Raw genomic sequence first — 25,917 nt, 5'->3', positions numbered from 1 at the left:
GAGGTTCTCCTGCATGTCGTCGAACGCCTCGACGAGTTCGCCGAGTTCGTCGTCGTTGGCGTCGATGTCCTCGTCGTCGTCGAACCGACCGCGGGCGAGCGACTGCGCGCGGTCCCGAAGCGCCTCTATCGGCTCCGAGAAGTACCGAGCGGCCACGTAGCCGACGCCGATGACGACCGCGATGATGCCGACGATTAACAGGAGCATGACGTTCCGGGCGGTGTCCGCCCGGTCGTTCATCGCCTGCCCGAGCTGTTCGACCGGGGCCGTCACGTCGGACTCGGGGACGGTCGCGACGAGTTCGTACTGCCCGTTGCCGAAGTGGAGCGGCGCGTAGCCGACGAAGTAGCGAGCCGACTCGTCGTCGTCGCCGGTCGTCTCGTGAGTTGTCAGTCCGCTCTGGCCGACAATCGCGGTCACGTTCCTCGCGATTTCGGACTCGACGGAGCCGAGCGACTCCCGCGAGTCGGTCAACAGCGTCCCGCGTTCGCTCACGATGCTCAGGTGGCCGGTCTCACCCACCTGGATGTCGTCGATGAGCGTGTTGAGCAGTTCGAAGTTGAACTGGAGCGTGATGGTGCCCGCGAGTTCTCCCCCGCGGTACACCGGCGCGGTGACGTAGACGGCGGCGTCGCCGCCGACGTTCGTGACCTCGCTGACCTGGATTTCGCCGTCCTGAAGTTCGGTCGCGGACTCGAACCACGCCTCGTCCGCGAACGAGGTGTCGGCCACCGACTCGGTGGCGATGCCGTCGTCGGTGCGGGTCGCTTGGACGATGCCCTGTCCGTTCTCGTCGGTGAACAGCACCTCGTCGTAGGCGGGGTGCTCCTCGCCGTCGATGGTCACGGCGCGGGTTTCGAGGTAGCTCCGGAACGAGTCGTTAATCTGGCCGCGGGCGTCGGCGACGGCGGCCGTCTGCAGTTCGTAGTAGTAGACGCTCGGCGCGAGCACCCAGTCGAAGTCCTCGTGGTAGGTGTACGCGACGAACTTCTCCTCGACGGGGTTGCCCTCCTGAGTGGTGTCTTCCCACTCGTACTCGACGATGCCCCAGTCCTCGCCGTCGCGGACGGCGGCGTTCGACTCGATTTCGGCGGGCACCTGATTGAACGCCGTTATCCCGGTGTCTTCGACGGTGTTGACCCCGTCGTCGAGGCCGTGGTGGACGACGAAGTCGAGGTCCCCGTTCAGGATGAACGCGTACCCGGTCGAGCCGACGTAACCGGGGTAGAACGCGTCGGAGAGCGTCCCGCTCTGTTGAACGCCGCTTCCTGCTGTCCCGGCGATTCGCGCCTCGACTCGGTCTTTCACCTGCTGTTGTTGCGCCGGGGAGAGGTCCGCCCAGTCCTGTCCGCCGTACTGGTTCGCGAGGACGGACTGCTTCGTGGTCTCGACGGTGGCGCGCATCTGGAGCGCCATGTAGCCCAACTGCGCTTGGCTCTGTTCTTGGACGAGTTCCATCTCCCCGTCCCGGGCGGCCTCGTAGTTCTGCACGGGTGCCGAGTCCGCCAGCGCGAGGGCGTCGATTCGACGGGCGTCGAGGAGGTTCTGTATCTCCTCTTGCCGGGCGGCGACGGTGTGGTTCAGGTCGCCGGTGATCTGTGATTCGAGCGTCGCCTCGCTCTGTCCTTGTGCATAATTTCCAATACTATCCATTCCTTGGACGCCCGCAACGCCGACGACTGACACGGGAATCAGCGAGATGGCGAGACAGAGCGCGATAAGTTTCGTTCGTATCTTCATGATGTGGGTGATATCGGCGAATCCCCGGCGTCCCCCAATGTGCGCCGAACAGCCGGTAGTGGCCGAATTACTCTGACTGTAGCTCTGCGAAAACAATCGTATAAAACTCACTCGCCAATTATTATCATCGATATTCAAACGACGAACCCGCTTCGAAACCCACAGAATAGCGGGCCAATCTCTCACTCGGTATTGCAGTAATCATTCAACGAGTTTCGAACCATTGTCACGAAATAGCAACACTTGCGAAGGCGGATGAGCCCGAGTCGACCTACCGCGGCCTACCGCGGCGTCTCCGTTCCCCACTTATCGAGGGCGACCGCGAGTTCGGGCGTCTCCTCGGCGGCCTCGGTGATAGACCGCCCCTCGGCGTAGGCGTCGATGGCCGACCGGAGCGCCACCGCTCCCGCGCGGGTGCCGTCGGGGTGGCCGTGGATGCCGCCTCCGAGTTGGACGCAGACGTTCGTCCCCGTGGCGTCGAGCAGGTCGGGGAGCAAGCCGGGGTGGAGCCCGCCCGAGGCGACCGGGAGCACGTCGGTCGTCCCGTAGAGGTCGCCCGCGAGCCAGTCGTTGATGCCGACGGTGTCCTCGTTTGCGAGCTTGCCGAGGCCGGCGGTGCCGGTGTGGAGCTGGTCGACCCCGCAGAGGCGAGCCACCTGCGCGAGCACCCGCATCGAGACGCCGTGGGCCGGAAGCCGGTCGAAGGCGGCGTGCATCGCGCGGTGGGCGTGGATGGCGAGGCCGTGTTTCTCGGTGCGCTCGCGGACGGTCTGGAGCCCCGCCCAGCCCGCGGTGATGATGTCCACCATGACGTACTCGCCGCCCTGCGCGGCCACCTCGTCCACCCGGTCGAGCATCGTCTGGGTGTCGGCGGTGACGTTGATGAGGTAGGACTTCGTCTCGCCCGTCTCGTCTTCGGCGTCGTCGCGGAGCGACAGTGACTCGGTCAGACGGTCGGAGAAGGGGTTGAACGACTGGTCGGTCAGGTTCTCGTCGTCCTTCAGGAGGTCGACGCCGCCGACCCACGCGTCGTAGCCGACCTGCGCGTGCGCCGCCGTCGAGAGACCGACTTTCGGCTTGGGGACTGTCGCCGTGATAGGGCGGTCGGTGACGCCGAATATCTCCTCGCGGACCGACGACCCGTACAGCGGGCCGGGGTACGCCGAGACGACCGACTCGGGCCACTCGCAGTCGAGGAGGCGAATCGTGTCGACCGCCTTCATGCCCATGATGTTGCCGGCTATACACGACAGCACCTGCGGCATGTTGCCGGGTTCGAACAGCCCGGCGGGGTAGGCGACCCGAATCAGGTCGCCGTCGATGTCGAACGTCGTCGCGCCCATGTCGGTGAAGTCCGCGCCGGTCTGGAGGGCCGCCCACGTCCCGTTGGAGGACTCCGAGGCCACGCGACTCGCCGCCGCCTCCGTCGACATCCCCGTCGCGGGGTCGATTCGGAAGGTGCAGACGAGGTCCTCGTCGGTCGGTTCGTAGTCGAGGTCGAGGAAGTCTTCGTACGTGATACCCATAGCCTCGCCTACGCTCCCGCGAAGCTTAAAACGGCATCCCGAAGCGACTTTGGCTCCTCGACGCGAAGACACACGGCTCGGCCCGAAGTGGGTGAGTCGGGACGTCGTGTGGGTCGGTCCCGCCTCAGGGCGACAACAGCGCCCGGACCTCGCGGAACTCGGGCACGTCCGCGTCGAGGGCGGCACAGAGGGCGTCCGCCGCGCCCAGCAACCACTCGGCGCGCTCCACGCGGGACTCCACGTCGCCCGGTCCGATTCGGTACCGCTCGACGAGTTCCTCGATGTCCGACCCCTCGGTCCACTCGTGGAGGATGCGGGCGGTCTTGACCGCCGTCAGCCACTCCTCGAAGGGGTCGGCGTCGTGCATCGCGGTGGTGAACTCCGCGGCGTGGCTCCGGGCGTACTGGTACATCAGCGCCCGCTCTCGGTTGCCGAGGTAGGTGTCGTGCATATCGGGCGTGTCGCAGACGACTTCGAGGGCGGTCCGGGCGGTGACGTGTTCGTCGGCCATCTCCTCGATGGTCCGGATGCCCGAGACGATGCGCGCACCGGTCGTCGGCGAGACGTACTGTCTGGAGGTCTGTGCGCCCAGCGTCGTCGCCGACAGCGTCTCTCCCGTCACGTCGAGGAGCTCCATCGTTTCGAGCTCCGAGACCACCTCGGCGACGAGTTCCGCGAGGTCGACGTCGGGGTGCTGGTGGGCGTAGTAGGTCGCTGAAAACACGTCGGCGACGCCGTCGAGGCTGTCGGCGAACCCGGAGGCGACGACCGACAGAACGTGTGTTCGGAGCGCCTCGGGGTCGGCGAACTGCGAGTCGACGGCCTCCGCGTCGGCGGTGACGTAGCGGTCGAACAGCTCGGCTTTCGTGTCCGCGTCGCCGACGAGGACCGCCTCGCCGAACGGGTCGAGGTGCGGGCGACCGGCGCGGCCGCACATCTGGTGGACGTCGAGGACGGGAATCCATTCCATCGCGTCGCCGGTGTAGCGCTTCTGGTCGCGGATGACGACCCGGCGGGCGGGGACGTTCACCCCGGCGGCGAGCGTCGGCGTCGCGCAGATGACCGCGAGCCGGCGGTCCCGAAAGGCGTTCTCGACGGCGACCCGGTGGGCGCTCCGCAGGCCGGCGTGGTGGAAGCCGACGCCGGTCCGGGCGCACTCCGAGAGCTGACGGCCGGTCGCGGTGCCGCCGAGTTCGTCGAGTTCGTCGCCGAGGGCGGGCGCGGGCGAAAGCTCCTCGTCGGCGAGGCGGTCGGCCAGCGCCTCGGCCTCGCGGCGCGACCGGACGAACGCGAGACACTGCCCGCCGGTCTCGACCGCGTCTTCGACGAGCGCGACGGTCGCCTCGGTTGCCTCGTCGTCGTTCGGGCCGGTCGGGGGGACGACCACGTCGAGGTCGGTATCGTCGTCGAACTCGACGGTCTCGTCGGCGTAGACGCCGGTCCGGAGCGAGACGGGCCGCCACGTGCTCTCGACGAGCTCCGCGTCGAGCCAGTCGGCGATGGCCTCGGGGTTGTCGACAGTCGCCGAGAGGGCGACGAGCTGGAGGTCGGGGACGCGGCGCTGGAGCGTCGAAAGCGTCACTTCGAGCGTCGGCCCGCGCCCCGGCGCGCCGAGGAGGTGGACCTCGTCGACGACGACGCAGGCGAGGCGTTCGACCCACGGCGCGCCGTTTCGAATCGCCGAGTCCACTTTCTCGCTCGTGGCGACGACGATGTCGTGGTCGCCGAGTTCCGCCTCGTCGGCGTCGAAGTCGCCGGTGGAGATGCCGACGCTCACGCCGGGGAGTTGGTCGAACGTCTCGTACTTCTCGCGGGCGAGCGCGCGAAGCGGGACGATGTACAGCGCCGGCCCGTCGGCGGTGAGCATGGCGAGTTCCGCGATGAACGTCTTGCCGCTGGCGGTCGGAATGGCGGCGACGACGCGGCCGCCCGCCGCGACGCCGGCCTCGACGGCGGCGGCCTGCGGCGGGTACAGCTCCTCGATACCGTTCGACTCGTAGTGGGAGACGAGGGCCGCCGACAGCGGGAGGTCACGCACGCGCATCTGTCACAGAGGTGGCGGCGGACTCACATAAGTATCTTCGCCGACGGGGAGGTCGTCGGCTGTCGTTCGGGTCGGCAGTCGGGTGGGCAAAGACAGCACACCAGCATCGCGCGGGTGTCGTACAACGACGCGCTCGTCCTTCATGACTCGTTTTCCACCGTTATATACCGAACAGCCCTTCTATTGTCTCCACCGTCGGATTCGGAGTCGCACGAGCATCCGTCGGGCTGTCCCCGACGTTGGAACTAGTCAACGAGCGGTCGGTGGCGGCGGTGTGGAAATAACTGCGGCGGTACTCGCGGTCGTTGTGTTGTCACGAAAAATCGTTTCGCGTCGGATGTTAGACGGTGTAATCTGCGAGGACGGAACTCGTCTCGCCGCTGTCCGAAGTCCAGACGACGCGGATGACGTCGCCCTCGCGGAGTTCGGTGCCACTGCCCAGACTGTCAACGACGTTCTGGCCATCTGTGACGGAATCACCGTACAGAGAGATCGTCGCTTTCGAGCTTGCCGACAGGTCTCCGGAGGTGAACGGTTTCTCCGTGTCTGTCTCCCCAGAACCGGGGTCAATCACACCCCAGGCCTGTTCGCCGTTCACGGTGATATTTATATTCGAGGTGTCGACTGATTCGCCCGACTCTACGACGACTGCGACAGTGATGTTATCATGATACGGTTCCCCGGCTGGAGATGACGGGTGGTGAGACCCGTTAAAATGACTGTTCAGTAGGGAACCATCCAACGCTCGAACCTGTCCTTTCTCCTCATCGAAATCGAATGCCATGTTCGGTGCCGACTCGGTCTGCCCCCGCAATCCGAGCACAAACGTCCCGATGACGGCCGCGAGGATGACGGTAATCGCGACCATCAGAATCACACCGATGACTGGCGATACAGCGTCTTCGTCACGGATGAGGTGTTTAACGTTCATTTACCCGTTGTAGGTCCAACTCTGGAGCGTTGCAGAGGTGCTCCCGCTCTCAGATGTCCAGACAATGCGTACTGTTTCGCCGGACGGGATAGCAGTGCCACTACTGAACTCTTGGGAATCGCCCGCATTCACTAGTGAGTCGGATCCAGTATTAGACCAACTGACAGTGCCAATCGTGGGACTAACGACTTCCAGTCTTGCTGGGTCAATCGCGTCGCCAGTCTCGTGAGTGATCGTTAATAACTCCGAGCCGGATGTGCTGTCGTAATCGAAACTGAACGTTGCCTGCGGCGCTGTCTCGCTCACTTGGTCACCCAGGCCCAGCACGAACGTCCCGATGACGGCCGCGAGGATGACGGTGATCGCGACCATCAGAATCACACCGATGACCGGCGACACCGCGTCGTCGTCTGCGAATAGTTGGTTTAATTTCATGAGTTGTTTATCGTATACATACGCGGTTAATCCGCGGAAAACCCACCCGGAACGCGGTATGTATGAATGCTACATGGAAGGTCACAAACATAAATCTAACCAACGACACGACAGCAAAAATTACGTTCGTCGCTAGCATACAGTTCAACCGACAGTCACGGTTCGGGTGCCGTTCGAGACGCCGCCGCAAAAACCGGGTCGCCGCGGGGGGCTCAGATGTAGTCGTGCTCGGCGAGCCGCTCGACGGCCTCGCGGAGTCGCTCTTCGCTCGCGGCGTACGAGATTCGGGCGTAGCCCGGCGCGTTGAAGGCGCTTCCGGGGACGGTCGCCACCTTCGCGTCCTGAATCGCGCCCTCGCACCACGCCTGGTCGTCGTCGTCGACGGGGAGCATCATGTAGAACGCGCCCTTCGGGACGGCCACGTCGACGTCGTGTTCGGCGAGGAGGTCCACGAGCATGTCGCGGCGGGTCTCGAACGCCTGGCGCATCTCCTCGACGGAGTCGTTGGTGCGCTCCGAGAGCGCCTCGACGCCGGCGTGCTGGACGAAGTTCACGGCACAGGAGACCGAATGCGAGTGGAGCTTGCCGGCCTGCGCGATGAGGTCCGACGGGGCGTGGAGGTAGCCGAGCCGCCAGCCGGTCATCGAGAACGCCTTCGAGAAGCCGTTGATGGTGATGGTGCGGTCTTCCATCCCGTCGAGGGAGCCGAGCGAGGTGTGCTCGAAGCCGTCGTAGACGATGCGCTCGTAAATCTCGTCGGAGATGACGGCGAAGTCGTGCTCGACCGCGAGGTCGCGGACGCCTTCGAGCGCCGCGTCGGAGAACACGCCGCCGGTCGGGTTCGACGGGGAGTTGACGACGAGGAGCTTCGTCTCGTCGGAGACCGTTTCGCCGAGTTCGTCGAGCGCGGGTTCGAGCTTGAAGTCGTGCTGGGCGAGGTCGACGCGGCTGAGCGTGCCGCCGGCGAGTTTGACCATCGCCTCGTAGGAGACCCACGCGGGGTCGAGGAGCACGACCTCGTCGCCGTCGTCGACGAGCGTCTGGAACGTCTCGAACAGCGCCTGCTTGCCGCCGGGCGTGACGATGACCTCGTCGGCCTCGGCGTCGACGCCGTTGCCGCGGAGCTTCGCCGCGATGGCTTCCTTGAGTTCCGGAATCCCGTTCGACGAGGTGTAGCTCGTGTGTCCCGCGTCGAGGGCGTCCTTCGCCGCCTGCGTGATGTTGTCCGGGGTCGGGAAGTCCGGCGCGCCGACCGAGAGGTCGACGACGTCTTCGCCCTGCGCTTCCAGTTCGCTCGCGAGGTTCGAGATGGCGAGCGTCGCGCTCGGTTCGACGCGGCCGACTCGGTCGCTGAAATCGAAGTTCATGCCAACGCCTCCACCATATCGGTCGCGGCGTAAACCGCTTCCGCACCTTTGCTGACGCGTTCGCGCGCTTCAGCGCCGCTCATGCCGGGGCCGGAGACGCCGAAGGAGACGGGTTTGTCGCGGTCCAGCGAGACCTCCGTCAGCGACTTCGCGGTCGCGTCGGCGATGACGCGGTCGTGGTCGGTGTCGCCGGTGACGATTGCGCCGACGACCGCGACGGCGTCGACGTCGTCGCGGCGGGCGAGTCGGTCGGCCGCGAGCGGCGAGTCGTACGCCCCGGGGACCTGAATCGTTTCGACGACCTCCGCGTCGCGCTCGGCGGCCGCGTCGCGGGCCGCCTCCTCCATCTGCTCCGTGACCGACGAGTTGAATCGGGCCACGACGAGTCCGAGAGAGACCATGGCCGACCCTTCCCGTCTCGGATAAAAGAACTACCGACACCGACCGAATTTGGTCCCGGCGACGACCAAGCACAAAAGTTGTATTGTCGGCGTCGCGATGGGTGGGCATGAGTACTGACAGTGGGACCGAGACGGTCGCTCGGTCCCGCGCCCTCCTGGCGATTCTCGGCGTGGCGGCCCTCGCCCTCCTCGTCCGCCTCGTCGACCTCGGCGGTCGCATCTTCCACTGGGACGAAGGCCGCGTCGGCTACTGGATTCTGCGCTATCACGAGACCGGCGAGTTCTCCTACCGGCCCATCATCCACGGCCCGTTTCTCCCCGTCGTCAACGACTACCTCTTTGCGGTCCTGCCGGCGGCGGACTTCACGGCTCGGCTCCCGGTGGCGCTCGTCGGCGGCCTGCTCCCGCTTTCGGTCTGGCTGTTCCGCGAGCACCTCCGCCGCGACGAGATGGTCGCGCTCGCGGTCTTCCTCGCGGCGAACCCGATTTTGGTCTACTACTCGCGGTTCATGCGCAACGACGTGCTCGTGGCCGCCTTCTCGTTCGTCGCGCTCGGCTTCGTCGTCCGCGCGTACGACACCGGCCGCCTCGCGTACCTCATCCCCGCGGGCGTCTCCTTTGCGACCGGGTCGGCGACGAAGGAGAACTACGTCGTCTACCTCGCGTGTTTCCTCGGGGCGGCGTTCCTCGTGTTCGACCACCGACTGCTCGCCCGCACCTCGGCCGGCGAGTCAGCCCGCGACATCCTCTTTTCGGAGTTGCCGGCGAGCCTCCGCGACCGACTCCGCGCACGCGGGGCCGGCAGTCTCGGCTACGGCGCGGTTCGCTACGCCGCGGGCGTCCTCGGCGGCCTGCTCGCGTTCCTCGTCGTCTTCGTCTTCTTCTACGCGCCGCGGCCCGGCCTCTGGAACGCGCTCGGCGGCTCCGTCCCGATGCTCCCGGTGCTCGAAGCCGGGACCGTCGGCGCGGCCTCCGAGATGGTCGGCAGTTGGCTCGGCGGGAGCCACCAGTCTCACGAGTACCTCCCGTATCTGAAGGACTTCCTCGAAACGTTCGTCTACGGCGCGCCGGTGCTCATCGTCTTCGCGCTCGTCGGCGTCGTCGTGGACCGCTACGGCGTCGTCGCCGGTCGAATCCGGTGGCTCGTCGCCTTCGCCACCTACTGGGGCGTCGTGAGCATCTTCGGCTACCCGCTGGCGACCGACATCCAAGCGCCGTGGGTCGTCGTCCACGCTGTCGTCCCGCTCGCGATTCCCGCCGCGGTCGGCGCGGCGTTCGTCTTCCGCTCCGGCGCGCGGGCGCTCGACAGTAAAGACGCGGTCGGCGTCGGTCTCGCGGCGCTCGTCCTCGTCGCCTCGGTCGGCGGCGTCGCGGCCGCGAACGTCGACTACTGGAACGCCTCGACCGACGACGACAGCGAGGTGCTCCAGTGGGCCCAACCCGAAAACGACCTCAAGGCCACCCTCGACGACGTGGCACGCGTGTCGGCCGCCAACGACGGCACCGACGTGCTCCTGTACGGCACACGCCCGCCGGACAGCGACGAGACCCACTTCTACGTCGCAAACGAGTCGGACCCCCTCGGCGGGCCGTCGTGGCACAGCCGCCTCCCGCTCCCGTGGTACTTCGAGGGCGCGGACGTCGAGCGAACCAGTAGCGCGCCCGACGCGAACGTCTCCGAGGTGACCGCCGACGCGCCGCCGGTCGTCGTCGCCTACGAGTGGGACCGCGCCGAACTCGAATCCGAACTCGACGGCTACGTCGCGCGCCAGCACGCCTTCAAGCTCTGGAGCGAGGACGTGGTCGTCTTCATCGACGAGGACGCCCTCGCCGCCGCGAACGAGACGCGGGGCTGACGCCGGTCGGGACGTTCGACCGCTCCGGTTTTTCTCGCGTTCGACCGGGGTGAGCGCCGCGAGCGTCCGGCGCGGTCGGCGTCGATTCTGTCCTATTTTATCCACGCTCATGCACATCTGGACACCGAATGTGGCAACGTTTATGCACCGACGTACTGAATCCGCGACTGTGACCGTCACCGTACCCGGACCCACGCTCGGCGTCGTCGGTGGGGGCCAGCTCGGGCGCATGCTCGGCGAGGCCGCCGCACCGCTCGGCGTCGACATCGTCGTGCTCGACCCGACACCCGACTGCCCGGCGTCGGCCGTCGCCGACCAGATCGTCGGCGACTTCGACGACCCCGAGGCGATGGCGGAACTCGCCGCGCGGGCCGACGCGCTGACGTTCGAAATCGAGCTCGCCGACCCCGACCTGCTCGACGAGCTGGCCGCCGAGGAGGGAATCGCGGTCCACCCCTCGCCCGACGCGCTCCGGACCATCGAGGACAAACTGGTCCAGAAGGACACCTTCGGCGAGGCGGGCATCCCGATTCCGCCGTTCCACCGCGTCGACGACGCGGCCGACCTCCGCGACGCGCTCGACGAGTTCGGCTCGGTTATGCTGAAAGCCCGGACCGGCGGCTACGACGGCCGCGGGAACGTTCCCGTGACCGACCCCGACGACGCCGAGGCCGCCATCGAGGAGGTCGGCGGCCCGGCGATGGCCGAGGCGTTCGTCGACTTCGAGCGCGAACTCTCTGTCATCGGCGTCCGCGGCGAAGACGAGATTCGGACGTTCCCCGTGGGCGAGAACGTCCACGAGGAGGAGATTCTCCGCGAGACCGTCGTCCCGGCGCGGACCACAGACGCGGTGCGCGAGGAGGCCGACCGCGTCGCCCGCGAGGTGCTCTCGCATCTGCCAGGCCGCGGCGTCTTCGGCATCGAACTGTTCGAGACACCGGACGGCGACGTGCTCGTCAACGAGGTCGCCCCGCGCCCGCACAACTCCGGCCACTGGACCATCGAGGGCGCGCTCTCCTCGCAGTTCGAACAGCACGTCCGCGCCGTCCTCGGGTGGCCCCTCGGCGCGACGACCCGCCGGTCGCCCACCGTGATGGCGAACGTCCTCGGCACGGTCGACGAGAGCCAGCCAGCGCGACTCGGCGGTCTCGACGACGCCCTCGCCGAATCCGGCGTCTCGCTGCACTGGTACGGCAAAGACGAGGTTCGGCCCCTGCGAAAGATGGGCCACCTCACCGCCGTCGGCGACGATGACGCCGCCCTCGAAACCCTTCTCGCACGCGCACGCGAGCTCCGCGACGGACTGCACTTCGACTGACCGACGACCGATCACGACACTACTGGACCTATGACGACAGAACGGGACCTCATCGACGAACTGCACGCACAGGCCGACGCCGACCGCGACCCCGAGACGACGCCCGACGTGGGCATCATCATGGGGTCTGACTCCGACCTCGACGTGATGTCCGGCGCGCACGAGGCGCTGGACACGCTCGGGTTCGGCGAGCAGACGGACTTCGACGCGCCGCCCGAGGAGCGATTCACCTACGAGACGTACGTCGTCTCCGCGCACCGGACGCCGGACCTGATGTACGCCTACGGCGACACCGCGCGCGACCGCGGCGTCGAGGTCATCATCGCCGGCGCGGGCGGCAAGTCCGCGGACCTGCCGAACATGACCGCCTCCATCGCGTACCCGATTCCGGTCGTCGGCGTCCCCGTCCAGGAGAAGTCGGTCGACTCGGTCATCGGGATGCCGACGGGCGCGCCCATCGTCGCGGTCGACGCCGGTAAGTCGTTCAACGCGGCGCTGTCGGCGGTACAGGCGCTCTCCCGCGGCCACCCCGAACTCGAAGACCGACTCGTCGACTACCACGAAGAACTCGTTTCCGACGTGGCCGAGACCTCGGCCGCGCTCCACGACCTCGGGGTCGCCGGCTTCCGCGAGTCGCGGTAGCGGGGCGCGTCTCGCCACCCGTTGCCGCGCGGTCGTTTTTTCGTCAGCAGGGGTCGCTACCGGCGTCGAAACCCCGCCCGCGCGGGGTTCCGGGCGTCTCTCGCGTATTTTCCAAATAGAAGCCCTCTCGCGCCCGAAACACACAAATCAATGTTTATAGGGGAGCGCTTCTAACCGCCGCACGTCAGGGAGACACGGCATGAGTGATTGGATTGCAATCGGTGCGATGGGGCTGGTTGGTGTCGGCATACCGCTCGCGATGATGGCGGTGTCGGCGCTGCTTCGCCCAAGCGTACCGGAACAAGGAAAGAGTGCCACGTACGAGAGTGGTGAGGTGCCGACAGGCACGGCGCGCGTCCAGTTTAACATTCAGTACTACATGGTCGCGCTGCTGTTCCTCGTGTTCGACATCGAGACCGTCCTGATTTTCCCCTGGACGGTCATTTACCGCTCGGCCCTCGAACAGGGCGCGTCGCTGGCGACGATTCTGACGCCGATGCTCGTTTTCATCGGCGTCCTCGTCGTCGGCCTCGTCTGGGCGTGGCGCAACGGCGCTGTCAAGTGGGTCAAAAGCCCGCAGGCAAGTCGTCGTAAGACAGAGAGACAAGATGCATGAGTAGCGAACAGAAGCCATTCGTCACGGACGATACACAGGTACAGACCGAGACCCGCGACGCCCGCATGGCGGGGGCTGACGACCGGTTCAACTCGAAGCTTCGGGAGGCGTTCGGCTCGTCACCGTTCATCCTCACGAAGTTCGACAAGTTCATGAACTGGGTCCGCGGCTCCTCGATGTTCATGTTGCAGTTCGGTATCGCCTGCTGCAGCATCGAGATGATGCACACCTACGCGATCAAGCACGACTTGGACCGGTTCGCGGCGGGTGTGCCGCGCGCGTCGCCGCGACAGGCCGACGTGATTATCGTGCCGGGGACGATCGTCTCGAAGTTCGCCCCGCGCATGAAGCGCGTCTACGACCAGATGCCCGAACCGAAGTTCGTCGTCGGCATGGGGTCGTGTACGATTTCCGGCGGCCCGTTCCAGGAGGGCTACAACGTCATCAAGGGCGCAGAGGAGGTCATCCCGGTGGACATCCACATCCCCGGCTGTCCGCCGCGCCCGGAGGCGCTCATCTACGGTATCGCGAAGCTCCAAGAGCGCATCGCGAACGGCGAGTCCAGCCCGGTGACGGTCAAGCCGTACGAACTCGAGCAGTTCGGCGACCTCGAATCCGACGAAATCGTCGACAAACTCGCCGCGCAGATCGACGAAGACGACCTCGTCATGCGGTACAACTGGGCTGATTCGCCATGAGCCTCGAAGAACAACAGTCCGACGAGCCCGCGGAACTCGAATCGGGCGTCAGCCGCGGCGACGAACTCGCCGACCTGCTCGGCGACCTCGTCGTCGGCCGCGAAGAGCACATGAACGCGCCCGGCCTCGTCATCCGTCCCGACGAGGTCCAAGACGCGCTGTTCAAGCTCCGCGACGAGGCCGGCTTCGACCACCTCTCGTGTGTGACCGCACAGGAGTACGAGGACCGCTACGAGTCCATCTATCACCTGACGAAGTTCGACGACCGGACCGACGAGGTCTCGGTCGTCGTGCCCACGTCGAAGGACAACCCGGTCAGTCAGTCCGCCGAGCCAGTGTTCCGGACGGCCGACTGGCACGAACGGGAGGCGTACGACCTCGTCGGCATCCAGTACGAAGACCACCCGGACCTGCGTCGCATCCTCCTGCCCGACACGTGGCAGGGTCACCCGCTCGGACTCGACTACGACCAGGACCGCCCGCAGATAGCGACGCTCCGCGAGCACGCCAACCCGCTGGAGGAGGACCACCGCGCCGCGGGGGACAGCAACACGATGTACATCAACATCGGTCCCCACCACCCGGCGACCCACGGCGTGCTGCACGTCGAGACCGTCGTCGACGGTGAGCAGGTCGTCGACCTCGACGCCGACATCGGCTACCTCCACCGCTGTGAAGAGCAGATGTGCCAGCAGGGGACCTACCGGCACCAGATTATGCCGTACCCCGACCGCTGGGACTACATCTCGGCCGGCCTCCTGAACGAGTGGGCCTACGCCCGCACCGCGGAGGACCTCGCGGACATCGAAGTCCCCGAGTACGCCCAGATCATCCGCACGATGGGCGCGGAACTGTGCCGCATCGCGTCGCACATGATCGCGCTCGGCACGTTCGCGCTGGACGTGTACGGCGACTTCACGGCCATCTTCATGTACGCCATGCGGGACCGCGAAATCGTCCAGAACATCCTCGAAGACCTCACCGGTCAGCGCATGATGTTCAACTACTTCCGGCTCGGCGGGGTCGTCTGGGACCTCCCCGAACCCCGCGAGGAGTTCTTCGAGAAGGTTCGTGACTTCCTCGACGGGCTTCCGCAGGCGCTCGAGGAGTACCACGACATGATCACCTCGAACGAGATTCTGCAGGCCCGCACGGTCGGCACGGGCGTCCTGCCGCCGGAAGTCGCAAAGAGCTACGGCGCGACCGGCCCGGTCGCCCGCGGCTCCGGCATCGACTACGACCTCCGGCGCGACGACTCCTACGGCTACTACGACGAACTCGACTGGGACGTCGTCGTCGAGGACGGTTGCGACAACTTCTCGCGCCTGCTCGTGCGCATGCGCGAGGTCGAGGAGTCGGCCAAGATCATCCAGCAGTGTGTCGACCTCCTCGAAGACTGGCCCGAAGACGAGCGGAACATCCAGGCCAACGTTCCGCGCACCCTCAAGCCCGACGAGGACACGGAAATCTACCGCGCCGTCGAAGGCGCGAAGGGCGAACTCGGCATCTACATCCGCGCCGACGGCACGGACAAGCCGGCCCGCTTCAAGATTCGAAGCCCGTGTTTCTCGAACCTGCAGACGCTCCCCGAGATGTCCGAGGGTGAGTACATCCCGGACATGATTGCCTCGCTCGGCAGTCTCGACATCGTCCTCGGAGAGGTGGACCGGTAATGAGTCTGCAGGCAGTTCTTCCGGACACGGTCAGCGGCCTCCTCGGTCTCGAAGGCGTCCTCGGTGACGTCGTCGGCGGACTCGTCGGCGCGTTCCTCGTCGCCAACATCATGCTCATCATGACGGCGTTCGCCGGACCGTGGGCCAAGCGGAAGATTACAGCCGCCTTCGGTGACCGCATCGCGGTCAACCGAATCGGTCCGTTCGGCCTCTTGACCATCGTCACGGACGCGGTCCGACTCCTGTCGAAGGAACTCATCGTTCCCGAGGGCGTCGACCGTCCCGCGTGGGACCTCGCGCCGATGGTCATCCCCTTCTCCGCACTGCTCGGGTTCGCCGTCATCCCGATGGGGAACGGCATCCAGCTCGCCGACCCCGAGACCGGCCTCGCGTTCGCCTTCGCCGCGGCGTCTATCGCCTCGCTGGGCATCGTCATGACCGGCTACGCATCGAACAACAAGTTCTCGCTTATCGGCGCGCTCCGCGCCGTCGCGGCCAACATCGCCTACGAGATTCCGCTCGTCATCACGGCGGCCTCGGTCGTCATCTTCGCCGGCTCGCTCCGGATGAGCGAAATCGTCGCCGTGCAGGCCGAACCACTGCTTTCGGTCGCGGGCGTGACGATTCCGACGTGGTTCGCGTTCGTCAACCCATTCGCGTTCGCGCTGTTCGTCATCGCGAACCTCGCGGAGGTCGGCCGCAACCCGTTCGACATCCCCGAAGCGCCGACCGAAATCGTCGCCGGGTATCAGACCGAGTACTCCTCGGTCTACTTCGTGCTCATCTACCTCGGTGAGTTCATCCACATCTTCCTCGGCGGCGCTATCGCGGCGACCCTGTTCCTCGGCGGTCCGGCTGGTCCGGTGCTTCCCGGATTCGTCTGGTTCACCATCAAAATCTGGGCGTTCTTCCTGTTCACCCAGTGGGCGCGCTCTGCGGTGCCGCGCCTTCGCGTCGATCAGTTCCTCGAAATCGGTTGGAAGGGGATGCTCGTACTCTCCTTCGCCAACCTGGTTCTCACGGCCATCATCGTGGGGGTGATTGCATGATCGGAATTCTGAAAGGCATGGCAGTGACGCTGAAGCACGCGCTCGACGGGCAGACGTTCACGGTCGAGTACCCCGAGACCGCGCCCGAAGTGAGCCCGCGTTTCCGCGGCGTCCACAAGTTCAGCCAAGAGCGGTGTATCTGGTGTCGCCAGTGTGAGAACGTCTGTCCGAACGACACGATTCAGATCGTTCAGGACGACAAGCGCAACGGCGAGCAGTACAACCTCCACATCGGCCAGTGTATCTACTGCCGGCTGTGCGAGGAGGTCTGTCCCGTCGACGCCATCCTGCTCACGCAGAACTTCGAGTTCACGGCGGACACGAAAAACGACTTCGTCTACAACAAAGAACAGCTCAAGAACGTCCCGTGGTACAAGGATATCGACCCGCTCAACTCCCGCAACCCCGACCGCAACGCGTGGGTCGGCGAGGGCGAAGGAGAGGTCGACTACCAGTAACATGACCGCGAGTGAATCGTTCGAGTCCCGTCAGCCCGCGTCCGCTACCGGACGCTGAGGACGTTCTCGAAATGTTCAAAGGGATATCTCAAGGAGACACACACAATGGTTTATGAAACCATCGCGTTCGCGCTGTTCGCCCTCATCACCGTGGGCTGCAGCCTGGGCGTCGTCCTCGTGCGGGACATCTGGCATTCCGCACTCCTGCTCGGGGGCGCGCTCTTGAGCGTCGCGGTGCATTACGTGATGTTGCAGGCGGAGTTCCTCGCCGCCATGCAGGTCCTCGTCTACGTCGGCGGGGTCCTGATTCTCATCACGTTCGCCGTGATGCTGACGCGTATCAATCCGGAGGTGAGTAGTACATGACCACGAAACCACAGCTGAAACTCGGTTCGCACCTCGTGCCCGGACTCGCCGCCGTCGCGCTGTTCGTCGTGATGGCGGTCGTGTTCCTCGGTGCGTCGTTCCCGGACCCACAGGGGTTCGCAGAGGGAGCAAACATCACCGCGAGCATCGGCTATTCGATGTTCAACCTCGGGTTCGGAAGCGTCGACGGCGAGAGCATGCTGGTCGCGTTCGAAATCATCGACCTCGTGCTCGTCGCCGCGCTCGCCGGCGCGGTGCTCCTCGCTCGCCGCGAGGACACCGCGGGGCAGATGCGGACCATCCTGACCGACGGCGGTCGGGAACTCAAGCAGACGCTGTTCGACGACGAGGAGGGTGACAACTGATGGTGCCCGCGCAGTATTACCTCGTCCTGTCGGCCGCCGTGTTCTGCATCGGCATCTTCGGCCTCTTGACCCGTCGGAACGCGCTGTTGTTCCTGATGTCGGTCGAACTGATGCTGAACGCCGCGAACATCAACCTCGTCGCCTTTTCCTACTACTGGGGCAACGTGACGGGCCAGACGTTCGGGCTGTTCACGATGGCGCTCGCCGCCGCCGAGGTGGCGGTCGGTATCAGCATCATCCTCGTACTGTACCGCAACTTCGACGGCGTGGACGTGACCAACGCGACCACGATGAGGTGGTAACATTATGGCAGGTATCTTAGACTTCGCTCCGGCCATCGTCCTCCTCCCGTTCCTCTCGTTCCTGATCGCGCTCGGGGCGGGACGGTACATGCCGAAGGGAGGCGCGCTGGCGGGTATCGGCGCGACGGCGGGCTCGTTCGTCCTGTCCATCGCGACGTTCTTCGCCGTCAGCGGCGGACAGACCTACAACCAACACATCTACACGTGGGCGACCGGCGCCGGCGACGCGGTCTCGCTCGACTTCGGCCTGCTCATCGACCCGCTTTCGTCGATGATGCTCGTCATCGTGACGCTCGTCGCCGTCCTCGTCCACATCTTCAGCCTCGGCTACATGAACGACGAGGGCGAGACGGGCCTCCCGCGCTACTACGCCGGACTCGGCCTGTTCACCGCGTCGATGCTGGCGTTCGTCGTGTCCAGCAACCTCCTCATGGCGTTCATGTTCTTCGAGCTGGTGGGCCTGTGTTCCTACCTGCTCATCGGCTTCTGGTTCCGCCAGCAGGGCCCGCCGAGCGCCGCGAAGAAGGCGTTCCTCGTCACCCGCTTCGGTGACTACTTCTTCCTCATCGGCGTCGTCGCGGTGTTCGCGACGTTCGGCTCGGCGGCGTTCGCCGGCCCCGAGGCGTTCCCGGTCCTCGCCGAGGAGGCGCTCCACGGCGAGCACGCGGTCAACACGTTCCTCGGCATGGGCGAACAGGCGTGGTTCACCGTCGTCGGCCTCCTCGTTCTCGGGGGCGTCGTCGGCAAGTCCGCGCAGTTCCCCCTGCACACGTGGCTTCCGGACGCGATGGAAGGTCCGACCCCCGTCTCCGCGCTCATTCACGCGGCGACGATGGTCGCGGCCGGCGTCTACCTCGTCGCCCGGATGTACGGCTTCTACGCGCTGACCCCGACGACGCTCGGTATCATCGCGCTCGTGGGCGGCTTCACGGCCCTCTTCGCCGCGACGATGGGCGTCGTCAAGAAAGAGATCAAGCAGGTGCTCGCGTACTCGACCATCAGCCAGTACGGCTACATGATGCTCGGGCTCGGCGTCGGAGGCTACGTCGCCTCGACGTTCCACCTGCTCACCCACGCCTTCTTCAAGGCGCTTCTGTTCCTCGGTGCCGGTGCGGTCATCATCGCGATGCACCACAACGAGAACATGTGGGACATGGGCGGCCTCAAAGAGAAGATGCCCGTGACGTACTACGCGTTCCTCTCGGGCTCGCTCGCCCTCGCCGGCATCGTTCCGTTCGCCGGCTTCTGGTCGAAAGACGAGATTCTCTACGAGGCGCTCAACCACGGCCTCGGGACCGACGGCGGTCTCGGGACCGTCTTCCTCCTCGCGTACGCGATGGGGCTCATCGCCGTGTTCTTCACCGGGTTCTACACCTTCCGGATGGTGTTCCTCACGTTCCACGGCGAACCGCGTAGCGAGACCGCGCGCGACCCGCACGGCTTCGGCTGGAACGTCAAGTTCCCGCTCGCCGTCCTCGGCGTGCTCGCGGCCGTCACCGGCCTCGTCAACATGGCCCCGGTGGAGGACCTCACGGGGATTCACCTCACGTTCCTCCACGACTGGCTCGACGGCGGCATCTCGTCGCTGACCGCGCACCACTACCTCGAAGTGCTCGAAAGCGGCGTCGGCGCGGGGCTCCACCCGGCCGGCATCGGCTCCATCGCGCCCGGGCTGGTCTCGCTCGCTCTCGCCCTCGCGGGCGCTGGGCTCGCCTACCGCCTGTACAACGTCCCCGAGCCCGTCGAACACACGGACAAGCTCGGGAGCATCAAGACCGTCCTGTACAACAACTACTACCAGGACGAGTACCAGGTCTGGATCGCGACCGGCGTCGTCCAGCCCATCTCGCGCGCCCTCGACAAGTTCGACCAGGGCATCGTCGACGGCGTCGTCAACGGCGTCTCCAGCGTGAGTCTGTTCGCCGGCGGTCGCGTCAAGCGCATTCAGACCGGCGTGGTGAGCAACTACGCGGCGCTCCTCACGCTCGGTCTGACCGCGCTCCTTCTCGGTCTTGGTCTGCTCGGAGGTTGGTTCGCATGATAATCGAAGCGCTCATCGCAGTCACGTTCCTCGCCGCGCTGGTCACCTTCGTCCTGCCGGACCGGTACGCCGGCAAGGCGGCCTTCGCGCTGAGTCTGGCTCCCGTCGTCGGGAGCCTCTACATGTGGCAACAGTACGACGCGAGCGGGAACGCCCTTCTCGGCGGGAACATCGCGTTCGAGACAGACGTCGTCTGGCTGCAGCTCGGCCAGTACGACATCCACTGGATGGTCGGCGTCGACGGCATCAGCATGCCGCTTGTCGTCCTCACGACCATCCTCACCACGCTGGCTATCGTCAGCGCGTGGACGCCCATCTCGGAGCGCCAGTCCCAGTTCTTCGGACTGATGCTCCTGATGGAGGCGAACCTGCTCGGCGTCTTCACGGCGCTCGACTTCTTCGTCTGGTTCATCTTCTGGGAGGCCGTCCTGCTCCCGATGTACTTCCTCATCGGCGTCTGGGGCGGTCCCCGCCGCAAGTACGCGGCGATCAAGTTCTTCGTCTACACGAACATCGCGTCGCTCGTGATGTTCATCGGGTTTGTCTCGCTCGTGTTCGGCCTCGGCGACTCCATCACGTCGCTCCGCCTGCCGGAAATCGCACAGGCGTTGCAGGCCGGTCAACTCGGGAGCTTCGCGGGACTGTCGGCCGGCGCGCTCGCGTCGGTCGCGTTCATCGCGATGTTCATCGGGTTCGCGGTCAAGGTCCCGGTCGCCCCGCTTCACACGTGGCTTCCGGACGCACACGTTGAGGCCCCCACGCCGGTGTCGGTCATGCTGGCTGGGGTCCTCCTGAAGATGGGTACCTACGCCCTGCTCCGGTTCAACTTCACGATGCTCCCGGAGACGGCGCGCGCCTTCGCGCTCCCCATCGCCCTGCTCGCCGTCGCGAGCGTCATCTACGGCGCGCTTCTCGCGCTGGCACAGCAGGACCTCAAGCGCATCGTCGCGTACTCCTCCGTCTCGTCGATGGGGTACGTCATCCTCGGTCTCATCGCCTACACCACCTACGGCGTCGGCGGTGCGACCTTCCAGATGGTCGCCCACGGCCTCATCTCCGGTCTGATGTTCATGGCCGTCGGCGTCATCTACAACACGACCCACACGCGCATGGTGTCGGACATGTCCGGCATCGCCGACCGGATGCCCGTTACGGCGGGCATCTTCGTCGCCGGCGCGTTCGGCTACATGGGCCTGCCGCTCATGGCCGGCTTCGCGGCCGAGTTCTTCATCTTCAAGGGCGCGTTCGAGTCCACGGTGATGGAGGCCATGCCGCTTTTCACCGGCGCCGGGATGTTCGGTATCGTCATCGTCGCCGGCTACCTGCTGTTCGCGATGCAGCGGACGCTGTTCGGACCCTTCCGGTTCGACGGCGACTACGACATCACGGAGGCACCGTTCCACGACGTCGCACCCCTCGCGGTGCTGTTGCTTCTCACCATCGTGCTCGGTGTCTCTCCGGACATCTTCTTCACGATGATTCAAGACGCGGTTACCCCGATTCTCGAACTGGGAGGTGCGTTCTAGATGACGCCCCTCCAGGCGCTCCCCGAGTGGGCGGCGACGGCTCCCGCCATCGTGCTCGCACTGACGGGGCTCGCACTGCTACTCATCGACACCATCGACCCGGACTCCACGAACAACGGCCTCCTGGCCGGCACGGCGACGCTCGGCGCGCTCGCCGCGGGCGGCATCGCCGGCTGGTTCCTCATCGGCGGAACCGGCATGGAGTCCACCGGCGGCGCGATATCGCTGTACGGCGACGCGCTCGTCGTCGACGGGATGAGCCTGTTCTTCACGCTCATCTTCACCAGCGTCGCCGCGATGGTCTCGGTCGCCTCGTACGACTACCTCGCGGACCAGCGCTACCAAGGCGAGTTCTACGCCCTCGTGCTGTTCGCCGCGACCGGCATGACGCTCATGGGGATGTCGAACTCGCTGGCGACCGTCTTCGTCAGCCTCGAACTGGCGTCCCTGCCCTCGTACGCGCTCGTCGCGTTCCTCAAGGAGGACCGCGGGAGCATCGAGGCGGGTCTGAAGTACTTCCTCATCGGCGCGCTGTCGTCGGCGGTGTTCGCGTTCGGTATCAGCCTCGTGTTCGCCGTCACCGGCTCGCTGGTGCTCCCGGAAATCGCCGCGTCGCTCGCGGAGGGCACCGAACTCGTCGGCGTCCTCGGCCTCGGCGTGCTGATGATCGCCGGCGGCTTCGCGTTCAAGACCGCCTCCGTCCCGTTCCACTTCTGGGCGCCGGAGGCCTACGAGGGCGCGCCCGCTCCGGTGAGCGCGTTCCTCTCGTCGGCGTCGAAGGCGGCCGGCTTCGTCGTCGCCTTCCGCGTCTTCACGGTCGCGTTCCCCCTCGGAACCGTCACGTCGATCGGCGGCGGGAGCGTCGACTGGTCGCTGTTGTTCGCGTTGCTCGCCGTCGTCACGATGACGCTCGGTAACTTCGCGGCGGCGACCCAACAGAACGTAAAGCGCATGCTGGCGTACTCCTCTATCGGACACGCCGGCTACGCGCTCATCGGTCTCGCGGCCATCACCGTCGACGGCGGTGCCGCGAACGGCGACGTGCTCGGCGCGAGCATGGCGCACCTGTTCGTCTACGGCTTCATGAACACGGGCGCGTTCCTGTTCATCGCCATGGTCGAAAAGTGGGGCCTCGGCCGCACGTTCGAGGACTACAACGGCATCGCCTCGAAGGCACCCATCGCCGCGGCGGCGATGACCGTCTTCATGTTCTCGCTCGCGGGCCTGCCGCCGTTCGGCGGCTTCTTCTCGAAGTACGCGCTGTTCTTCTCGGCCATCGAATCCGGCTTCTGGTGGCTCGCCGCGGTCGGCGCGGTCAACAGCGCGCTGTCGCTGTTCTACTACAGCCGCGTCGTGAAAGCGATGTGGATAGAAGAGCCGTCGGCGGACCTCGAAATCGGCAGTCAGCCGGTCGGGCTGTACGTGGCAATCGTCTTCGCCGCGGTCGGGACGGTCCTGCTCCTGCCCGGCTCTCAGCCCGTCATCGAGACGGCCCAGACCGTCGCCGCGGCGCTCTTCTGAGCGGTTCGGCGATTCCGGTTCCGGTTCGGTTTTTCTTTTACTCGCGCAGTAGCTCGCCGAGCGCCGACGCCAACTCCTCGGAGCGGCGGAGCGTCAGGCCGTCGGTCGTGACGAACACGCCTCTGTCGTCGGCGGTCACCCGCGTCAGGTAGCCGTGGTCGAAGGCGCGGACGGTGTAGCGGTAGTCGCCGAGCTCGGAGCCGCGGTAGGCGGTCCGCGCCTGAAACCCGTCGGTCTCGTGTTCGACGAACCCGGTGAGGTCGGCGTCGGCTTCGAGGTCGCTCCGGAGGTACATCTGCTCACAGCGGTCGTGGGTGAAGTACGTCACGCTCCTGAGGTCATCGCCGACGACGGTTCGACAGGTTCGGACGAACGACTCGGCTCGCGATTCGGGGAGCAGTTGCGTCTCGAGTTCCATCGTATATGTGACATGGTATGCCATGACATAATATCATCGCCGGATTGGAGGACGGTAGGGTTTTGCGGCCGGAGTTCGACCGTTCCTGTATGGTACGTCGCCTGGTTCTCGGCTGTGGGTCACTCGGTGGGGACCTCGTCGAGCAACTCGCCGGCCGCGGCGGGACGGTGACGGTCGTCACCGACCGGAAGGGGCGCGCCGAGGACCTCCGCTCGGACGGCATCGACGCGAGAGAGGGCGACCCCGCCGACCCGTCGACCTATCCCGACGCGGTCGACCTCGTCATCGTCGGCGGACAGTCTCCACGGTTGAACCTCGACGCGGCGCGCGCGGCCAGCGAACACTGCCCGGACGCGCCGCTTGTCGTCTACCTCGGCGACGACGCCGAGCCGTCGGTCCGCGACGAGGTTTACGCCCTCGCCGACGAGGTCATCGACCCGCAGGAAGTGGTCACAGACCGCATCCTCGACGCCGTCGGCACGTCGCACACGGAGCGGTTGAACCGCCTGATGCGGGTGCTCCGGAACGTCGACGGCAGACTCGCGGTCGTGATGCACGACAACCCGGACCCCGACGCCATCGCCGCGGCGCTGGCGCTACAAGCCATCGCCGAACGCGCGGGCGTCGAGGCCGACGCGTGTTACTTCGGCGACATCTCTCACCAGGAGAACCGCGCGCTCGTCAACCTCCTCGAGTTGGACCTCCGCGTCCTCGACGAGGTGCCCTCGGACGACGAGTACGCCGGCTTCGCGCTCGTCGACCACTCCCGGCCGGGCGTCAACGACCGCCTCCCGCCGGAGACGACAATCGACATCGTCATCGACCACCACCCGCCGCGCGCGCCGGTCGAGGCGGCGTACGTGGACCTCAGACGCGGCGTCGGCGCGACGAGCACGCTCCTCGCGGAGTACCTCGACCGGCTCGGCATCGTCCCCGACACGACGGTCGCGACGGCGCTGTTGTTCGGTATCCAGGTCGACACCAACGACTTCACGCGGGAGGTCTCGACGGCCGACTTCGAGGCCGCCGCCTTCCTCATCCCCCACGTCGACATGGCCCTGCTCGAACGGGTCGAGACGCCGAGTCTGACCTCGGAGACGATGGAGACGCTCGCCCGCGCCATCTCGAACCGCGACGTTCGGGGCAACGTTCTCACGACGAACGTCGGCGACATCCGCGAGCGGGACGCCCTCGCGCAGGCCGCCGACCACCTCCTCGGGATGGAGGGCGTCGAGGTGACGGTCGTCTACGGCCTGATGGACGGGACGGTCTACGTCTCCGGTCGCGCCCGCGGAGCGCGGGTCGACCTCGGCGAGGCGTTTCGAGACGCCCTCGGCACCATCGGGAGCGCCGGCGGCCACGCCGACATGGCGGGCGCACAGATTCCGTTAGGCATTCTCGACGACGTGGGCGACGACTCTCGGGAGTCGCTCGCGACTATCGTCACGGACATCGTCGCCGGGCGGATGTTCGAGACGCTGGAGCACGCGACGCCGACGCCGAGTCTGGATACCGACGTCGCCTTCGAGTACCCGATCGATGAGTAAGCGCCCACACGTTTTTGCCGACGGTGGCCCTATCAGGTGGGAGATGAGTACTAAAGCGACCGTCAAGGAGTACATGACGCGCGAGGTCCAGACCGTCTCTCCGACCGACACGGTCGCGGACGTCGCCCAACGCATCGCGGAAAGCGACGGCCACAACGGATTTCCCGTCTGTGACGGCCGCAAGGCCGAGGGATTCGTCACGGCCCGAGATATCCTCCTGTCGGACGACGACGCGAGTATCGAGACGGTGATGGCGACGGACCTCGTCGTCGCCCACCCCGAGATGGACGTCAACGACGCCGCCCGCGTCATCCTCCGGTCGGGCATCCAGAAGCTCCCGGTCGTCGACGACGCGGGCAACCTCGTCGGCATCATCTCGAACACCGACGTCATCCGAAGCCAAATCGAGCGCGCGACGCCCGAGAAGGTGGGCAAACTCATGCGGACGCTCGAACAGATTCACGGCATCACGGTCCACCAGGAGCGCCGGACCGTCGCGCTTTCGAACCTCATACCCACGCAGGCGCGCGTCTACGCCGACGAACTCGACGGCCGCCGGTACGAACTCGAACGCGGTCTCGCGGAGCCGCTCGTCGTCATCGACAACAACGGGACGTTGCTCCTCGCGGACGGACACCACCGCGTCCTCGCGGCCGACCGCATCGGCATCGAGGAGATGGACGCCTACGTCATCGTCGTCGACGACCCCGTCGAACTCGGGATGCAACGGACCGCAGAAAAGGAGGGTCTGAAGTCCATCTCGGACATCGACATCGTCGACTACGCCCGACACCCGCTGGTCGAGACGACGCGCCGACTACAGTAGCTCAGTTCTCCACGTCGTACTCGGCTTTCCACGCGTCGACGGCTTCGCGGGCTTCCGGCTCAGATTCGAAGCGCTCGCCCTCGTAGCCGCGGCCCTCGGCGGACTGATAGAGTCGGTCGACCCTGACGTGCCACGCGTTCGGCCCGCGTCGGAGCCGAATGGTCGCGTGGCCGTCGCTCCGTTCCCACTCCACGATGCGGTCGTCTCGGCGGGCCTCCGTCCAACTCATACCGGGCGATGACGGCGGAGGC

24 protein-coding genes and 1 pseudogene are annotated in these 25,917 nt (G+C 66.1%); 16 read left to right on the top strand and 9 right to left on the bottom strand.

Annotated features, from left to right (window positions below):
* Positions 1-9: 9 nt before the first annotated feature.
* From C441_RS20680 to ribH, 7 genes and pseudogenes are all read right to left on the bottom strand, one after another.
* Positions 10-1,404, bottom strand: a pseudogene (locus C441_RS20680) (cache domain-containing protein); the annotation flags it as partial.
* A gap of 617 nt (positions 1,405-2,021) precedes the next feature.
* A complete protein-coding gene (gene rbcL, locus C441_RS08665) occupies positions 2,022-3,266 on the bottom strand; it encodes a type III ribulose-bisphosphate carboxylase (protein ID WP_007274765.1) in 1,245 nt (414 codons plus the stop codon).
* Positions 3,267-3,390: 124 nt separating this feature from the next.
* Complete coding sequence (locus C441_RS08660; protein ID WP_007274764.1) at positions 3,391-5,310, bottom strand: DEAD/DEAH box helicase; 1,920 nt, start codon at positions 5,308-5,310, stop codon at positions 3,391-3,393.
* 340 nt (positions 5,311-5,650) lie between these two features.
* On the bottom strand, positions 5,651-6,241 hold the full coding sequence (locus C441_RS08655) for a type IV pilin (RefSeq protein ID WP_007274763.1): 591 nt from the start codon (positions 6,239-6,241) through the stop codon (positions 5,651-5,653).
* Positions 6,242-6,676, bottom strand: a complete 435-nt coding sequence (locus tag C441_RS08650; protein WP_007274762.1) for a type IV pilin — start codon at positions 6,674-6,676, stop codon at positions 6,242-6,244.
* Between the two features lie 212 nt (positions 6,677-6,888).
* Positions 6,889-8,043, bottom strand: a complete 1,155-nt coding sequence (locus tag C441_RS08645) for a pyridoxal phosphate-dependent aminotransferase (protein WP_007274761.1) — start codon at positions 8,041-8,043, stop codon at positions 6,889-6,891.
* Positions 8,040-8,444, bottom strand: coding sequence for a 6,7-dimethyl-8-ribityllumazine synthase (ribH, locus tag C441_RS08640; protein WP_007274760.1), 405 nt, complete (start codon positions 8,442-8,444; stop codon positions 8,040-8,042). Before ribH ends, C441_RS08645 begins: the two co-directional genes overlap by 4 nt.
* A gap of 107 nt (positions 8,445-8,551) precedes the next feature.
* Between ribH and C441_RS08635 the strand changes: the two genes are divergently transcribed.
* From C441_RS08635 to C441_RS08570, 14 genes are all read left to right on the top strand, one after another.
* Positions 8,552-10,300, top strand: coding sequence for a flippase activity-associated protein Agl23 (locus C441_RS08635; RefSeq protein WP_007274759.1), 1,749 nt, complete (start codon positions 8,552-8,554; stop codon positions 10,298-10,300).
* Positions 10,301-10,469: 169 nt separating this feature from the next.
* Complete coding sequence (locus C441_RS08630; RefSeq protein WP_007274758.1) at positions 10,470-11,618, top strand: 5-(carboxyamino)imidazole ribonucleotide synthase; 1,149 nt, start codon at positions 10,470-10,472, stop codon at positions 11,616-11,618.
* A 30-nt stretch (positions 11,619-11,648) separates the two neighbouring features.
* On the top strand, positions 11,649-12,260 hold the full coding sequence (purE, locus tag C441_RS08625; RefSeq protein ID WP_007274757.1) for a 5-(carboxyamino)imidazole ribonucleotide mutase: 612 nt from the start codon (positions 11,649-11,651) through the stop codon (positions 12,258-12,260).
* Positions 12,261-12,459: 199 nt separating this feature from the next.
* On the top strand, positions 12,460-12,876 hold the full coding sequence (locus C441_RS08620) for an NADH-quinone oxidoreductase subunit A (protein WP_007274756.1): 417 nt from the start codon (positions 12,460-12,462) through the stop codon (positions 12,874-12,876).
* Positions 12,873-13,574 carry an NADH-quinone oxidoreductase subunit B gene (locus C441_RS08615; protein ID WP_004971036.1) on the top strand — a complete coding sequence of 234 codons (702 nt, stop codon included), beginning with the start codon at positions 12,873-12,875 and terminating at the stop codon, positions 13,572-13,574. Before C441_RS08620 ends, C441_RS08615 begins: the two co-directional genes overlap by 4 nt.
* Positions 13,571-15,247: an NADH-quinone oxidoreductase subunit D gene (locus C441_RS08610; protein WP_007274755.1), complete on the top strand. Its 1,677-nt coding sequence runs from the start codon at positions 13,571-13,573 to the stop codon at positions 15,245-15,247. Before C441_RS08615 ends, C441_RS08610 begins: the two co-directional genes overlap by 4 nt.
* Positions 15,247-16,296 (top strand): complex I subunit 1/NuoH family protein, encoded by a 1,050-nt coding sequence (locus tag C441_RS08605; protein ID WP_007274754.1) that lies wholly within the window; start codon positions 15,247-15,249, stop codon positions 16,294-16,296. Before C441_RS08610 ends, C441_RS08605 begins: the two co-directional genes overlap by 1 nt.
* Positions 16,293-16,754, top strand: a complete 462-nt coding sequence (locus C441_RS08600; protein ID WP_004971033.1) for a NuoI/complex I 23 kDa subunit family protein — start codon at positions 16,293-16,295, stop codon at positions 16,752-16,754. The genes C441_RS08605 and C441_RS08600 overlap by 4 nt, the downstream gene beginning before the upstream one ends.
* Positions 16,755-16,859: 105 nt before the next feature.
* A complete protein-coding gene (locus C441_RS08595; RefSeq protein ID WP_004971032.1) occupies positions 16,860-17,120 on the top strand; it encodes an NADH-quinone oxidoreductase subunit J in 261 nt (86 codons plus the stop codon).
* Positions 17,117-17,485, top strand: coding sequence for a hypothetical protein (locus C441_RS08590; RefSeq protein WP_007274753.1), 369 nt, complete (start codon positions 17,117-17,119; stop codon positions 17,483-17,485). Before C441_RS08595 ends, C441_RS08590 begins: the two co-directional genes overlap by 4 nt.
* Positions 17,485-17,787 carry an NADH-quinone oxidoreductase subunit NuoK gene (gene nuoK, locus C441_RS08585; protein WP_007274752.1) on the top strand — a complete coding sequence of 101 codons (303 nt, stop codon included), beginning with the start codon at positions 17,485-17,487 and terminating at the stop codon, positions 17,785-17,787. The genes C441_RS08590 and nuoK overlap by 1 nt, the downstream gene beginning before the upstream one ends.
* Before the next feature lie 4 nt (positions 17,788-17,791).
* Complete coding sequence (gene nuoL / locus C441_RS08580) at positions 17,792-19,828, top strand: NADH-quinone oxidoreductase subunit L (RefSeq protein WP_007274751.1); 2,037 nt, start codon at positions 17,792-17,794, stop codon at positions 19,826-19,828.
* Complete coding sequence (locus tag C441_RS08575; RefSeq protein WP_007274750.1) at positions 19,825-21,354, top strand: complex I subunit 4 family protein; 1,530 nt, start codon at positions 19,825-19,827, stop codon at positions 21,352-21,354. The genes nuoL and C441_RS08575 overlap by 4 nt, the downstream gene beginning before the upstream one ends.
* Positions 21,355-22,875, top strand: a complete 1,521-nt coding sequence (locus tag C441_RS08570) for an NADH-quinone oxidoreductase subunit N (protein ID WP_007274749.1) — start codon at positions 21,355-21,357, stop codon at positions 22,873-22,875.
* Positions 22,876-22,912: 37 nt separating this feature from the next.
* Here the strand turns inward: C441_RS08570 and C441_RS08565 are convergent, their stop codons facing one another.
* Positions 22,913-23,293, bottom strand: coding sequence for a DUF7522 family protein (locus C441_RS08565; protein ID WP_007274748.1), 381 nt, complete (start codon positions 23,291-23,293; stop codon positions 22,913-22,915).
* Between the two features lie 89 nt (positions 23,294-23,382).
* Here C441_RS08565 and C441_RS08560 point away from each other — a divergent pair, with 89 nt between their 5' ends.
* Both C441_RS08560 and C441_RS08555 read left to right on the top strand, forming a co-directional pair.
* Positions 23,383-24,840: a DHH family phosphoesterase gene (locus C441_RS08560; RefSeq protein WP_007274747.1), complete on the top strand. Its 1,458-nt coding sequence runs from the start codon at positions 23,383-23,385 to the stop codon at positions 24,838-24,840.
* A gap of 43 nt (positions 24,841-24,883) precedes the next feature.
* Positions 24,884-25,666 (top strand): CBS domain-containing protein, encoded by a 783-nt coding sequence (locus tag C441_RS08555; protein ID WP_004971025.1) that lies wholly within the window; start codon positions 24,884-24,886, stop codon positions 25,664-25,666.
* A 1-nt stretch (position 25,667) separates the two neighbouring features.
* Here C441_RS08555 and C441_RS08550 read toward each other — a convergent pair whose 3' ends face one another.
* A complete protein-coding gene (locus tag C441_RS08550) occupies positions 25,668-25,895 on the bottom strand; it encodes a DUF7543 family protein (RefSeq protein WP_007274746.1) in 228 nt (75 codons plus the stop codon).
* Positions 25,896-25,917: the final 22 nt, after the last annotated feature.

This window comes from Haloferax sulfurifontis ATCC BAA-897, assembly GCF_000337835.1.
Taxonomy (GTDB): domain Archaea; phylum Halobacteriota; class Halobacteria; order Halobacteriales; family Haloferacaceae; genus Haloferax; species Haloferax denitrificans.
Note: the sequence above shows the minus strand (reverse complement) of the source record. Positions and strands in the feature narration are given on the sequence as shown.

Bases quoted from the DNA above. Each gene is read 5' to 3' on its own strand.
- C441_RS08635 (WP_007274759.1), top strand. From the start codon at position 8,552: ATGAGTACTGACAGTGGGACCGAGACGGTCGCTCGGTCCCGCGCCCTC.
- rbcL (WP_007274765.1), bottom strand. From the start codon at position 3,266: ATGGGTATCACGTACGAAGACTTCCTCGACCTCGACTACGAACCGACC.
- C441_RS08610 (WP_007274755.1), top strand. From the start codon at position 13,571: ATGAGCCTCGAAGAACAACAGTCCGACGAGCCCGCGGAACTCGAATCG.
- C441_RS08570 (WP_007274749.1), top strand. From the start codon at position 21,355: ATGACGCCCCTCCAGGCGCTCCCCGAGTGGGCGGCGACGGCTCCCGCC.
- C441_RS08565 (WP_007274748.1), bottom strand. From the start codon at position 23,293: ATGGAACTCGAGACGCAACTGCTCCCCGAATCGCGAGCCGAGTCGTTC.
- nuoL (WP_007274751.1), top strand. From the start codon at position 17,792: ATGGCAGGTATCTTAGACTTCGCTCCGGCCATCGTCCTCCTCCCGTTC.
- C441_RS08650 (WP_007274762.1), bottom strand. From the start codon at position 6,676: ATGAAATTAAACCAACTATTCGCAGACGACGACGCGGTGTCGCCGGTC.
- C441_RS08600 (WP_004971033.1), top strand. From the start codon at position 16,293: ATGATCGGAATTCTGAAAGGCATGGCAGTGACGCTGAAGCACGCGCTC.
- C441_RS08605 (WP_007274754.1), top strand. From the start codon at position 15,247: ATGAGTCTGCAGGCAGTTCTTCCGGACACGGTCAGCGGCCTCCTCGGT.
- ribH (WP_007274760.1), bottom strand. From the start codon at position 8,444: ATGGTCTCTCTCGGACTCGTCGTGGCCCGATTCAACTCGTCGGTCACG.
- C441_RS08550 (WP_007274746.1), bottom strand. From the start codon at position 25,895: ATGAGTTGGACGGAGGCCCGCCGAGACGACCGCATCGTGGAGTGGGAA.
- purE (WP_007274757.1), top strand. From the start codon at position 11,649: ATGACGACAGAACGGGACCTCATCGACGAACTGCACGCACAGGCCGAC.
- C441_RS08620 (WP_007274756.1), top strand. From the start codon at position 12,460: ATGAGTGATTGGATTGCAATCGGTGCGATGGGGCTGGTTGGTGTCGGC.
- C441_RS08590 (WP_007274753.1), top strand. From the start codon at position 17,117: ATGACCACGAAACCACAGCTGAAACTCGGTTCGCACCTCGTGCCCGGA.
- C441_RS08575 (WP_007274750.1), top strand. From the start codon at position 19,825: ATGATAATCGAAGCGCTCATCGCAGTCACGTTCCTCGCCGCGCTGGTC.
- nuoK (WP_007274752.1), top strand. From the start codon at position 17,485: ATGGTGCCCGCGCAGTATTACCTCGTCCTGTCGGCCGCCGTGTTCTGC.
- C441_RS08660 (WP_007274764.1), bottom strand. From the start codon at position 5,310: ATGCGCGTGCGTGACCTCCCGCTGTCGGCGGCCCTCGTCTCCCACTAC.
- C441_RS08655 (WP_007274763.1), bottom strand. From the start codon at position 6,241: ATGAACGTTAAACACCTCATCCGTGACGAAGACGCTGTATCGCCAGTC.
- C441_RS08555 (WP_004971025.1), top strand. From the start codon at position 24,884: ATGAGTACTAAAGCGACCGTCAAGGAGTACATGACGCGCGAGGTCCAG.
- C441_RS08645 (WP_007274761.1), bottom strand. From the start codon at position 8,043: ATGAACTTCGATTTCAGCGACCGAGTCGGCCGCGTCGAACCGAGCGCG.
- C441_RS08615 (WP_004971036.1), top strand. From the start codon at position 12,873: ATGAGTAGCGAACAGAAGCCATTCGTCACGGACGATACACAGGTACAG.
- C441_RS08595 (WP_004971032.1), top strand. From the start codon at position 16,860: ATGGTTTATGAAACCATCGCGTTCGCGCTGTTCGCCCTCATCACCGTG.
- C441_RS08560 (WP_007274747.1), top strand. From the start codon at position 23,383: ATGGTACGTCGCCTGGTTCTCGGCTGTGGGTCACTCGGTGGGGACCTC.